Raw genomic sequence first — 12,177 nt, 5'->3', positions numbered from 1 at the left:
GGCCGTTGACAAATGCAATGAGTTCGTCTAGGAAGTCAACGATCGTTGACAAATGGAGAGAGAAAATGTTGCCCGATACAACGGAAGTCCTGATCATTGGCGCCGGCCCGACCGGCATGGCGCTGTCAATCGTGCTGCATCAGGCCGGTGTCGATCACGTTCTGATCGACAGGCTGGCGCAGGGCCTTCAGACCTCGCGGGCTGGCGTCATCCACGCCCAGACGCTGGAAACGCTGGAGCCGCTCGGCGTCACGCAGCGGCTGAGCGAACTTGCCCTGAAGCTGCACAATTTCGCCATCCGCGACCGCAATCGGGCGCTGCTCAAGCTCGATTTCAGCAAGCTTCCGTCGAAGCATCCTTATCTAATGATGCTGCCGCAGAACCTGACCGAGCAGGTGTTCGCCGAACGGATCGCGGCGCTGCGCGGCGTGATTCACCGCATGGTCGAGGCCAAGGCGGTCGTTCAGGATGCTGACGTCGCGCGCGTGACGGTGGTCGAGAACGGCCGCGAGAAACTGATATCGGCACGCTATGTTGTTGGTGCCGACGGCATGCAAAGCCTGGTGCGCAGGTCGACCGGCATCGAGTTCGACGGCGCGGCCTATGACGCTTCGTTCGTACTCGCCGATGTTCGTCTCGACTGGCCGGTTGGGCCGACGGAAGTGTCGCTGTTCTTTGCACCGGCCGGGCTGGTGGTGGTGGCGCCGCTTCCGGACGGATCGTACCGGGTCGTCGCAACGATGGATGACGCACCGGAAAAGCCCGAGATCGCCGATATCCAGGCGCTGCTCGACAGCCGTGGACCGACCAAAGAAAGAACGCGGGTGCTCGAGCTGTCGTGGAGTTCGCGTTTTCGCGTGCATCACCGCCTGGTCCGCTCGTACCGCAAGGACCGATTGTTCCTGATGGGTGATGCCGCTCACGTGCACAGCCCGGCGGGAGGGCAAGGCATGAACACCGGCATCATCGATGCGGTCGTACTTGGTCAGTTGCTTGGCGACGTGGTGAACGGCGAGCGCCCGGAAGCGGAGCTCGACCTCTACGAAACGCTGCGACGCCCGGCGGCCCAAGAGGTGCTTGAACTGGCGGGCACGATGACAAACATGGCGCTTACCCGCAGCCCGGTTAAGCGGTTCGTCCGCAATCTCGTGCTTTCGGCGCTGAACCTCAACCCATTCCTGAAACGTCGCATCGCCTTGAAACTGTCAGGCCTCAGCCGGGCGCTGCTTGCCCGCCTGCCGGCACCTTCGGGTCAGATCGCCCAGACCAAGCCTGCAGCCGAACCAGGGCTGAAGCTTGTTGCCTGACAGCCGCGATTGTGCGGCTCCCAGCCCTCGGTCTTGGCCGGGTGGGCGTTGGGCCGGTGCATCAGCCGGCCATGGGCCGACGCCTCAGGTGATGTACTGGCCGCCATTGGCGGAGATGGTCGAGCCAGTGATGAAACCGGCATCGTCGGAAGCGAGGAAGACGACGCAGCGTGCGATCTCTTCCGGCTCGCCGAGGCGGCCAACCGGGATCTGCGGGATGACGCGCTCGTTGAGCACCTTCTCGTCCATCGCCCTGACCATCTCGGTAGCGATATAGCCGGGGCAGATGACATTGACGGTGATGCCGGCCCGCGCTCCTTCCTGGGCGAGCGCCTTGGTGAAGCCGATGTCGCCGGCCTTCGACGCCGAATAGTTGACCTGGCCGGTCTGGCCCTTCTGGCCGTTGATCGAGGAGATGGTGATGACGCGGCCGAACTTGCGGTCGCGCATGCCGCCCCACAGCGGGTGCGTCATGTTGAAGACGCCGGAAAGATTGGTGTCGATCACCTCTTTCCATTGCTCGCGCGTCATCTTGTGGAACATGGCGTCGCGGGTGATGCCGGCATTGTTGACCAGAACGGAAACCGGGCCGAGATCGGCCTCGATCTGCTTGATGCCGGCGGCGCAGGCATCGTAGTCGGCGACCGACCATTTGTAGACCGGGATGCCGGTCTCTGCCTTGAATTTCTGCGCCGCTTCGTCATTGCCGGCGTAGTTCGCGGCAACTTTGTACCCGGCGTTCTTCAGGCCGATCGAGATCGCGGCGCCAATACCACGCGACCCGCCGGTGACGAGTGCTACCTTTGTCATGACGTCCTCCCTTTTAATTCGTGAGTGGCGGGCGGGGAACGCTCTAACGGCGATTGAGCCCCGTTCGCCCCCGACTATTTCATGGCTTGCCTTGCGCATGAACCCCGAAAATCGAAATCGATTTTCGGAAAGCTACAGCGTCCTTTGCGCGTCCCAAGGGACGCCTGGCGCTGTCGTCTGTCTTCATAGCGCTTCCACGCACATGGCAACGCCCATGCCGCCGCCGATGCACAGCGTGGCGAGGCCCTTCTTGGCGCCGCGGCGCCTCATCTCGTAGACCAGCGTGTTGAAGATGCGGGCGCCCGAAGCGCCGATCGGATGGCCGATGGCGATGGCGCCGCCATTGACATTGACGATGGACGGGTCCCAGCCCATGTCCTTGTTGACGGCGCAGGCCTGGGCGGCGAAGGCCTCGTTGGCCTCGACCAGGTCGAGATCGCCGACCGACCAGCCGGCCTTGGCCAACGCCTTGCGCGAGGCGGGAATAGGCCCGGTGCCCATGATCTGCGGATCGACGCCCGCGGTCGCCCAGGAAACGATGCGCGCCAGCGGCGTGATGCCGCGCCTTGCGGCTTCGGCTTCGGTCATCAACAGCACGGCGGCGGCGCCGTCATTGATGCCGGAGGCATTGGCGGCGGTCACCGTGCCGTCCTTGTCGAAGGCCGGCCTTAGCTTGGTCATGGCGTCAATCGTGGCGCCGTGGCGGATGTATTCGTCCTGGTCGACTGTCGTGTCGCCCTTCTTGCCCTTGACGGTGAAAGCCACGATCTCGTCCTTGAACTTGCCGGCCTTCTGCGCAGCCTCTGCCTTGTTCTGGGAGGCCAATGCGAGCCGGTCCTGGTCCTCGCGGGTAATCTGGAACTGGCGAGCGACGTTTTCGGCTGTGTTGCCCATGTGGTAGCCATTGAAGGCATCCCACAGCCCGTCCTTGATCATGGTATCGATCATCTTGTAGTCGCCCATCTTGACGCCGGCACGCAGGTGTTGAGCATGCGGGGCCAGCGACATCGATTCCTGCCCGCCGGCGACGATCACCTTGGCATCGCCGGTGGCGATCTGCTGCATGCCAAGCGCGATGGCGCGCAGACCTGAGCCGCAAACCTGATTGAGGCTCCAGGCGGTGGTTTCCTTTGGCAGGCCGGCATTGATAGAGGCCTGGCGGGCGGGGTTCTGGCCCTGAGCCGCGGTCAGCACCTGGCCGAGGATCACCTCATCGACCTCCGCCGTCTCGACCCCGGCACGCGACAGCAGTTCCTTGATGACCACGGCGCCCAGTTCATGCGCCGGGGTGGCGGCAAAGGCGCCGTTAAAGGAACCGACGGGCGTGCGCGCCGCGCTGGCGATGACAATGGCATTGGAAGCGGACATGTTCTTCTCCAGACTTCAGGGGGTATGGTTAGGGCTTTTCTTGCCCTTTCCATGACCCAAGTCAAACCGGAAATGGGCATGCCGGCCATGCGCCGCAAGCAGGTTGCGCATCGTCATGGAAACAGCCCGCCCATTGCTGCGCAGCATATTTAGGCTGCCCTGCAGCATTAATTGATCCCGCACTGCACAAACCACTTGGAATTGTGACGCTTTTGCGCATATCCTTGAAAAAGCGCAATCGTTACCGGCAGCTTACTCAAGTGCGCCGGTGTCCTGGGAGGATGCTGATGGCCGCGAAAGACGAACCGATTATCATCAAGAAATATGCCAATCGCCGCCTCTACAACACCGGCACCAGCACTTATGTGACGCTCGAGGACCTTGCCGAAATGGTCAAGAAGGGCGAGGAGTTCACCGTCCAGGACGCCAAGACCGGCGACGACATCACCCATCCTGTGCTGACCCAGATCATCTTCGAACTGGAGAACAAGGAGGGGCAGAACATGCTGCCGATTCCGTTCCTGCGCCAGTTGATCGCCTTTTACGGCGACCAGATGCAGATGATCGTGCCGAGCTTCCTCGAACAGTCGATGATCGCCTTCTCAAAGGAACAGGAACGCTTCCGCGAGCAGATGAAGGGTGCCTTGGGCAAGTCGCCGCTGGACATGATGAAGATCGCCACGCCGATCAAGGCGCTGGAAGAGCAGACGCGCCGCAACATGGAGATGTTCCAGAACGCGATGCGCCTGTTCACGCCATTCCCACCCGCAGGCTCGAATGGCTCTTCCGCAGCGCCGGCGGAGCCGGCCAGGAAAGAAACGTCGGAAAAACCCGACGACCTTCAGGAGTTGAAGGAACAGATCGCCGCCATGCAGCGCAAGCTCGACACTATGTCGTGATCGCCGGCCGGACTAAGCCCGGCCGAAATCTCTCATCAGCAGGCCGTGTCAGAGCATCTCCGCCTCGAATGAGGCTGAGTGCCTCCGGCCACGCTAAAGCGCGTCGCGTTTGATCGGCCTCATGCGACGCGCTTTAGGTTGTTGTTTTATGCATGTCGTTATCGCAAAACCGCTGCACACTTTTGCGCGACATGCCTTATTTCGTCGTCACCGTCACCAGCGCGGTAACGGGTTTGCCCTCCACAAGAATGGGCTTGTGATGATCATCGGCAAGTAGCACGCCGATCACGTGCTTGCCGGCGGCGTCCGGACAATGGCCGAAACGAGCCTTAATAAGATCGCCGCCAAAGTCGCTGTTCATGCTGTTGTACGGCTTGCCGGGGATGTTGCAGGTATCTCCGGCGGGATCGATCTTCATATGCACGTGGCCGCATTGGCTGACGCCGTCGCATTCACCCGCTGGCAGCAGCGTGAAGTTGCTCCTGACGACGACGCCTATCGCCTTCTCGGGATCGCTGCCGAGTTCGATGACCGAACCGGCCTCCGGCCAGACGATTTCCAGAGTTGGCCGATCTTCGGCCTGGGCAGACCCGAGCGTCAATAAGGAGAAAGCGAGGGCAGTCGTTGCGATGATGCGAAGCATGGTAACCTCCGTTGATGGTGTAATCACTGATTACATAAGAATCGCGTGGACGCAAGCAAATAATCGGTGATTACATTTCGGCCTCGTGCTATTGGGCAACATGACCAACCCCACGGATTCCGGCGAAGCCGCCAACCCTAAGCGCTATCATCACGGCAATCTGGTTGAGGCCTTGATCGCTGCTACCGTGGAGATCATTGAAGAGCGCGGAGCAGAGCATGTATCGGTGCGTGAGGCAGCAAAGCGTGCCGGCGTCTCGCCCGGCGCGCCATTCCGGCATTTTCGGTCGAAAACAGCACTGCTGACCGCGGTCGCCGAACAGGCCATGAACCGGCTGACTGAGGCCGTTGCTGATGCACAGTCAAAAGTCGACAGCGCAGATCCTATAGTGGCCTTCGAAGCGATCGGACAAGGCTATCTGGAATGGGCGATCAGCAATCCGACGCATTTCCAGATCATCAGTTCTCGAACGCTGATTGAGTTCGACGCGTCGGATAGTCTTCGTGAACAGAATGAAGCCGTTCGCCGGAAGATGATCGACCTGCTGACCCAAGCGCAACAACAAGGTCGGCTTGCTCCGGACACCGACTTTGACCATCTGGTGCTTGCCGCGCGCGCCTTTGTCTACGGGTTGGCGCGCATGGCGATCGATGGTCATTTCCCGGAGTGGCATCCGTCCGAGCCGCCAGCCCTCGCCGCGCGGAGAGCTCTCCATCTTTTCATGAGCCGGATTTCATCCAAAACGCAATCTCAGGAGCACCCCGAAGTGGCTACCCGGGATCGCTGACAAACTGTTTTCACACTGTCTGTCAGGGCACAACTTCGAGTGAGGGTGTCCTCATTCATGACAAAAATTTCATGTCATCGCCAACCCGCGCCGCTGTTCTTGCGCCGCACGAGACATATATGCTGCACTGCAATATGCTTCCGTTAGCACCGCACTGAAGGATTTCGCCTTGCCCAGCAGAAAAACCGCCATCGTCACCGGTTCCACCTCGGGCATCGGCCTGGCCATCGCCCATGCGCTTGCAGCGGAAGGGTGCAACATCGTCGTCAATTCCTTTTCGGGCACGGCCGACGACCGTGCCATCACCGATGCGATCGCCAAACATCACGGCGTGAAGACCGCCTACATCAAGGCAGACATGTCGAAGCCGGCCGAATGCCGGGCGCTGGTCGCGAAAGCAGCCGAGACCTTCGGCTCGGTCGACATCCTGATCAACAATGCCGGCATCCAGCATGTCGCGCCGGTGGAAGAATTTCCGATCGAGAAATGGGACGCGATCATCGCCATCAATTTGTCGTCGGCCTTCCACACCATCGCCGCCGCGATCCCGCTGATGAAACAAACCGGCGGCGGCAGGATCGTCAACATCGCCTCGGCCCACGGGCTGGTCGCCTCGCCGTTCAAGTCGGCCTATGTCGCGGCCAAGCACGGCATTATGGGGCTGACCAAGACGGTCGCTTTGGAACTGGCGCGCGACAAGATCACCTGCAACGCCATCTGCCCCGGCTATGTGCTGACGCCGCTGGTCGAGGCGCAGATCCCCGACCAGATGAAGGCGAACAAGATGGATCGCGACACGGTGGTCCGCGAGGTCATGCTCGAAAAGCAGCCGACCAAGGAATTCGTCACGGTCGAGCAAGTTGCCGCTGCCGCGGTGTTCCTGTGCTCGGATGCGGCAGCGCAGATAAACGGCACGCATATTTCGGTCGACGGCGGCTGGACCGCCCAGTGAATTTGGCGTGCGAAACAAATCTGGCCGACAAATCAAGGGCAACGCCATGACGACGAACGGCAAGGTGGAGGAGCCCAAGAAGATCAACGTCGCGCTGCAGGGTGGCGGCTCGCACGGCGCCTTTTCCTGGGGCGTGCTCGACAGATTGCTGGAGGACGGGCGGCTCGACATCGCGGCGGTATCGGGCACCAGCGCCGGCGCCATGAACGCCGTAGCGCTGGCCGATGGCTTCGTCCGCGGCGGCGTCGAGGGGGCGCGGCAGAAGCTCGACGATTTCTGGCGTGCGGTGGCGCTGAAGGGCCGGTTCAGCCCGGTACAGCGCATGCCGTGGGACGTGGCCTGGGGCAACTGGTCGATCGAGAATACGCCGGGCTATCTCTTTTTCGACACCATGTCGCGGGTGTTTTCGCCTTATGTTGCCAACCCGCTCGGCCTCAACCCGCTGCGCGACGTGATCGAACAGGAGATCGATTTCGGCAATGTGCGCGCCTGCAAGGCGATGGAGCTGTACATCTCCGCGACCAATGTCGAGACCGGGCAGTTACACGTCTTTTCCGACGGCGAGATCGATCTCGACACGGTGATGGCGTCGGCCTGCCTGCCGCAGCTGTTCCGCGCTGTCGAGATCAAGGGCGTGCCCTACTGGGATGGCGGCTATGGCGGCAATCCGGCGCTGTTCCCGTTCTTCAAGTCGGCTGCCACCGAGGACGTGCTGTTGGTGCAGATCAATCCGGTGGTCCGCGAGGGGACGCCGAAGAGCGCCAATGAAATCCAGAACCGCATCGACGAGATCACTTTCAATGCCGGGCTGCTGCGCGAATTCCGTTCGATTGCCTTCGTCAAGGAGCTGATCGCCGCAGGCCGGCTGCCGCATGGCGAATACCGCGACATCCGCATGCACCGCATCGATGCCGACGAGGCGTTCAAGGATCTGTCGGCATCGTCCAAGGTCAATGCCGAATGGGCGTTCCTGACCTATCTGCGCGACCTTGGCCGCACCGCCGCCAGCGACTGGCTGGAGGAGAATTACGACGCCGTCGGCAAGCGGCCGACGCTTGATCTCTCAGGCGAACTCGACGACGGCTTCAAGCCGATGCGTGGTCCGGCACCGGGCCGGCGGGTCAAGGAGTTCCTCGCGGCACGCAAAAAGCCCGAGGCGGCGCGTCGCCGAGCCTGAGGCGTTTTGTTTGTCAGCTTTTTTGCAAGGCTAGATCGATCACCTTGATCAGTGCGGCCGCAGCCCGCCTCTGCTCGTCCGGATCGCTGATGCGCATCTTCATGCCCTCCAGCCCGTCGAGCAGCAAGTCGGCCAGCAGTTTTGCCGACAAGCCCTTGGCGGTGAGATCGACGCCATTGCGTCCGGCCTCGCTCTGGATCGCTGCGGCGACATGCTCGGCAAACCGGCTGCGCCAGCAACCGATCAGATCGGCGAGGCTCGACTTCATGTCGAGGAGTTCGGCGCCATGCGGCGAGGCGTGGACGGTGCGCGTCATCGAGATCAGCGCTTCGTCGATGGCCCGCATCGTGCGCTCGGCAAATGGTTCTTCGCCGGCGAGTGCCGTTTTCGCCTGCTCGAGCGAGCGGGAAAGCAGCATCAGCGCGATGGCGCGATAAATGTCGGTCTTATTCTTGAACTGGAGATAAAGCGCCGGCCGCGACATGTCGGCGGCACGCGCAATGTCGTCCATGGTGGTGCGAGCGAAACCATAGGCCAGAAACACCTTCATCGCGCTGTCCAGAATGCGGGCGCGCTTGGGGTCGGGGGCGCTGTTCTCGATCTCGATCATGGCGCGACTTTATCCTGCAAAAGCTCTGTTGACAAAATGACGTAATTTGTCAAGATGTATGAGGACGAAATGGCCGACCGGCCTTTTGCCTTGGGCTGTGGATGACAACAAGGGGTATCCCCATGCGCCTCACCGTCGACGGGCAGGCATTCGACGTCAATGCCGATCCCGAAATGCCGCTGCTGTGGGCGCTGCGCGATCTCGTGGGCAAGACCGGGCCGAAGTTCGGCTGCGGCATCGCCGCCTGCGGCGCCTGCACGGTGCATGTCGATGGCCAGCCGATGCGCTCCTGTTCGTTGCCGGTCGGTGAGGTCACCGGCGCGGTCACCACGATCGAAGGCATCGGCACCGAAGGCAGACTGCATCCGGTACAGCAGGCATGGCTGGAAGAGCAGGTCGCCCAATGCGGCTACTGCCAGGCCGGCCAGATCATGAGCGCGGTGGCGCTGCTCGACAAGGTTGCCGACCCGACCGACGCCGACATTGACGATGCCATGGGGGGCAATCTCTGCCGCTGCGGCACCTACCCGAAGATCCGTGCGGCGATCAGACGAGCGGTCGTCCTCAAGACGGCGGGAATCTGACCATGGCCAGTGTCGGAGAGATCGCCCGCCGCACGTTTCTCATCGGCACGGCTGCTATCGCGGGCGGCATCGCCGTCGGTTATTATTACTACCGCAAACCCTACCCGAATCCGCTGGAAGGCGATCTCGCCGCTGATGAAGCGACCTTCAACCCCTATGTGAAGATCGGCGCCGACAACACCATCACCATCATCGCGCCGCGCGCCGAGATGGGCCAAGGCATCTCGACGACGCTTGCTGCCATGGTTGCCGAAGAGCTCGATGTCGACCTCGGCCAGGTCAAGGTCGAGCACGGCCCGGCCTCCTACTCCTATTACAACTCAGCGATCCTGAAAGAGGGCGGTCCGTTCGCCTTCTTCGACGAAAGCATGACCGCGGAAATAGTGCGCGCCGGCATGGGCGTGGTCGGAAAATTCCTCGCCCTGCAAGGCACCGGCGGCTCGGCCTCGACGCGCGACGGTTTCGACAAGATGCGGCAGGCCGGCGCCGCTGCGCGGCAGATGCTTATTGCAGCGGCTGCGCAAAAGCTCGGTATAGCTGCTGCCGATCTGGAAACGGCCAATGGCTCGATCCTGCGCAAGGCGTCGGGCAAGTCGCTGACCTATGGCGCGGTCGCCGCGACCGCTGCGACGATGGCGCCGCCCGCGGAAATCAGGCTCAAAGACAAAGCCGACTGGAAACTGCTCGGCAAGCCGCAAAAACGCATCGACATGCTGGCCAAGGTCACCGGGGCGCCGATCTTCGGCATCGACGTGACGTTGCCGGACATGCTGTACGGCACGGTCAAGATGAGCCCGCGCTTCTGGGCCAAGCCGGTCAAGGCGGATTTCTCCAACGCCGAGAAAATGCCTGGCGTGATCAAGATCGTGCCGATCGAAACCAATTACGGCCACGGCTTCGGCATCATAGCCGAAAACACCTGGGCGGCGTTCAAGGCGGCGGAGGCGATCGACGCCGAATGGGCCGATCCCGAATATCCGCTGGACAGCGCCAGCATTTCCGAGGTGCTTAAGCAGGCGCTCGGCACCAAAGGGTCGGTGATGCGCGACGATGGCGATGTCGATACCGCCTTCGCCGACGCGCCGCGAGAAAGGATCGTCGAGGCCGACTATGCCGTGCCTTATCTGGCACATGCGACGATGGAGCCGATGAACGCCACGGCGCGGTTGAAGGACGGCGTCCTCGACATCTGGTGCGGCAACCAGGCGCCGACCTTGGTGCGGCAGCTTTGCGCCAATGCTGTCAACGTCGAACAGGACAAGGTCAGCGTCCACACCACCTTCATGGGCGGCGGCTTCGGCCGACGTATCGAGGTGGATTACGCGCTCTGTGCCGCGCTGATGGCGAAAGAAACGGCAGGCCGGCCGATCAAGGTGATTTGGACGCGCGAGGAGGACATCCGCCACGACGCCTACCGGCCGGCTTCGGTCGGCAAATTCCAGGCGCGGCTTAGCGACGACGGTATGCCGGTCGCCATTGACATGACAATCGCCTCGCCATCGCTGATAGCCAGCACCTTGCGCCGGCTGTTCCCCTCGATATCGCCGCTCGGCCCCGATAAGTCCATCGTCGACGGAGCCCACAACCAGCCCTATACGATTCCGAATTACCGAGTGACCGGCGTCGCCGCACCCGTCTCGATCCCCGTCGGCTCCTGGCGGTCGGTCGGCAGTTCGATCAACGGTTTCTTCCATGAAGGATTTCTGGACGAGATCGCAGTCGCCGGGAAAACCGACCCGGTCGAACTGCGCAAGACGCTGATGGCTGCCTATCCGGCGGCGGTGAAAGTTGTCGAGAAGGTCGCCGAAATGGCGAAATGGGGCGAGGCGCTGCCCGCCGGCAAGGCCAAGGGCATGGCGTTCACGCTGTCCTTCGGCAGTTGGGTCGGCGAGATTGTCCAGGTCGCCGACACGCCGTCCGGAATCCGCATTGAGAAGGTATGGATCGCCGCCGATGTCGGCACCGCGCTCGATCCTGGTATCATCGAGGCGCAACTCATCTCCGCCGCCATCTATGGCCTGTCGGCGGCGATGGGTCAGGAGATTACTTTCGCCGACGGCATGGTCGAACAGTCGAATTTTCACGACTACGACGCCATGCGCATCTTCCAGTGTCCGGCGTTCGAAGTCGCTATCCTGGAGAATTTCCACAAGATGGGCGGCGTCGGCGAAGTCGGCACACCGCCGGCGGCACCGGCACTGGCCAACGCCATCTTCGCACTGACCGGCAAGCGCATCCGGACACTGCCCTTGTCGAAGGAGGTGGCCTTTGCATGAAATATTCATCATGCTGACGGCTGCTGCCATGCTGTTTTTCTGGCGCCTTTTCCCAACGGCACTGGAAAGCCGGGCACGGCACCGATGATGGTCGAAGACTTGCCCGAGGGACGCGGTCTAGCGGTTACTTTCGCGTCCGCGCTGCGCCGAATGCGATGTTCGCAGACGCACGGCCGCGCTGGTCCGGCGTGCCTCATGGCGGCGGGCGCATCCTGTCCAGCGAAGTATTACCCATCAACTTTTCTGACTATATTGCGGTGCAACTTTGATGTAGAAGCTCGTTCGCCGATCACGGCAAGTTGAACACGGCCTTGCGCGCACCCATATCGGCGACGCGCCGAGTTAGAAGAAGCGGCCTGGCCGACCCCGCGCACTGGAAAAAAGACGATGCCGAAATACAGGTTTCACAAGCTTGCAGCCATTGTTGTGCTTGTCGGGTTCGCTGCATGGATGGTGACGGGCGAGTTCTCGTCGGTCGGCAGCGCGGCCGTCGACAACGAATCCAAGGCGGAGAAGGTCGAGCAGCCAAAGGCCGCTGACGCCGGCAAGGCCAAGCCCAGTGGGGCAGAACAGCCCAAGGCGCCCTTGCGCACCGTCGCGACCATAACTCCGCCCAGGCGTACCTATGCGCGCGCCATCCGGATTTCCGGACTGACCGAAGCCGATAAGCGCGCCGTCCTGGCGACTCGCGTCGCCGGCGTCATCGACAAGCTGCCGGTCAAGCAGGGACAGCGCGTCAAGACCGGCGACCTCGTGCTGATGCT

General features: G+C 62.0%; 12 protein-coding genes and 1 pseudogene. 8 read left to right on the top strand and 5 right to left on the bottom strand.

Annotated features, from left to right (window positions below):
• Window positions 1–65: 65 nt before the first annotated feature.
• On the top strand, window positions 66–1,307 hold the full coding sequence (locus tag AC0L25_RS26075) for an FAD-dependent monooxygenase (protein WP_473598148.1): 1,242 nt from the start codon (window positions 66–68) through the stop codon (window positions 1,305–1,307).
• An 84-nt stretch (window positions 1,308–1,391) separates the two neighbouring features.
• On the opposite strand, the gene phbB is transcribed toward AC0L25_RS26075, so the two are convergent.
• From phbB to AC0L25_RS26060, 3 genes are all read right to left on the bottom strand, one after another.
• On the bottom strand, window positions 1,392–2,117 hold the full coding sequence (phbB, locus tag AC0L25_RS26070) for an acetoacetyl-CoA reductase (protein WP_473598147.1): 726 nt from the start codon (window positions 2,115–2,117) through the stop codon (window positions 1,392–1,394).
• Between the two features lie 183 nt (window positions 2,118–2,300).
• Window positions 2,301–3,485: an acetyl-CoA C-acetyltransferase gene (locus AC0L25_RS26065; protein ID WP_473598146.1), complete on the bottom strand. Its 1,185-nt coding sequence runs from the start codon at window positions 3,483–3,485 to the stop codon at window positions 2,301–2,303.
• Between the two features lie 15 nt (window positions 3,486–3,500).
• Window positions 3,501–3,653 carry a hypothetical protein gene (locus tag AC0L25_RS26060; protein WP_473598145.1) on the bottom strand — a complete coding sequence of 51 codons (153 nt, stop codon included), beginning with the start codon at window positions 3,651–3,653 and terminating at the stop codon, window positions 3,501–3,503.
• A 119-nt stretch (window positions 3,654–3,772) separates the two neighbouring features.
• Between AC0L25_RS26060 and phaR the strand changes: the two genes are divergently transcribed.
• A complete protein-coding gene (phaR, locus tag AC0L25_RS26055; protein WP_123150291.1) occupies window positions 3,773–4,384 on the top strand; it encodes a polyhydroxyalkanoate synthesis repressor PhaR in 612 nt (203 codons plus the stop codon).
• A 196-nt stretch (window positions 4,385–4,580) separates the two neighbouring features.
• On the opposite strand, the gene AC0L25_RS26050 is transcribed toward phaR, so the two are convergent.
• A complete protein-coding gene (locus AC0L25_RS26050) occupies window positions 4,581–5,027 on the bottom strand; it encodes a hypothetical protein (protein WP_473598144.1) in 447 nt (148 codons plus the stop codon).
• Between the two features lie 100 nt (window positions 5,028–5,127).
• On the opposite strand from AC0L25_RS26050, the gene AC0L25_RS26045 reads away from it, so the two are divergent.
• From AC0L25_RS26045 to AC0L25_RS26035, 3 genes are all read left to right on the top strand, one after another.
• The gene (locus AC0L25_RS26045; RefSeq protein ID WP_473598143.1) at window positions 5,128–5,814 is read left to right on the top strand and encodes a TetR/AcrR family transcriptional regulator; all 687 of its coding nucleotides are present in this window, start codon (window positions 5,128–5,130) and stop codon (window positions 5,812–5,814) included.
• A 169-nt stretch (window positions 5,815–5,983) separates the two neighbouring features.
• On the top strand, window positions 5,984–6,766 hold the full coding sequence (locus AC0L25_RS26040; protein WP_473598142.1) for a 3-hydroxybutyrate dehydrogenase: 783 nt from the start codon (window positions 5,984–5,986) through the stop codon (window positions 6,764–6,766).
• A gap of 46 nt (window positions 6,767–6,812) precedes the next feature.
• The gene (locus tag AC0L25_RS26035; protein WP_473598141.1) at window positions 6,813–7,943 is read left to right on the top strand and encodes a patatin-like phospholipase family protein; all 1,131 of its coding nucleotides are present in this window, start codon (window positions 6,813–6,815) and stop codon (window positions 7,941–7,943) included.
• A 13-nt stretch (window positions 7,944–7,956) separates the two neighbouring features.
• On the opposite strand, the gene AC0L25_RS26030 is transcribed toward AC0L25_RS26035, so the two are convergent.
• Window positions 7,957–8,553 carry a TetR/AcrR family transcriptional regulator gene (locus tag AC0L25_RS26030; RefSeq protein ID WP_473598140.1) on the bottom strand — a complete coding sequence of 199 codons (597 nt, stop codon included), beginning with the start codon at window positions 8,551–8,553 and terminating at the stop codon, window positions 7,957–7,959.
• A gap of 122 nt (window positions 8,554–8,675) precedes the next feature.
• On the opposite strand from AC0L25_RS26030, the gene AC0L25_RS26025 reads away from it, so the two are divergent.
• From AC0L25_RS26025 to AC0L25_RS26015, 3 genes and pseudogenes are all read left to right on the top strand, one after another.
• A complete protein-coding gene (locus tag AC0L25_RS26025) occupies window positions 8,676–9,137 on the top strand; it encodes a (2Fe-2S)-binding protein (protein ID WP_473598139.1) in 462 nt (153 codons plus the stop codon).
• Between the two features lie 2 nt (window positions 9,138–9,139).
• Complete coding sequence (locus AC0L25_RS26020) at window positions 9,140–11,413, top strand: xanthine dehydrogenase family protein molybdopterin-binding subunit (protein ID WP_473598138.1); 2,274 nt, start codon at window positions 9,140–9,142, stop codon at window positions 11,411–11,413.
• A 387-nt stretch (window positions 11,414–11,800) separates the two neighbouring features.
• Window positions 11,801–12,177 (top strand): annotated as a pseudogene (locus AC0L25_RS26015) (efflux RND transporter periplasmic adaptor subunit); the annotation flags it as partial.

The sequence above is a fragment of the Mesorhizobium sp. WSM4813 genome (genome assembly GCF_055811555.1).
This window is presented reverse-complemented; position numbering and strand designations above follow the sequence as displayed.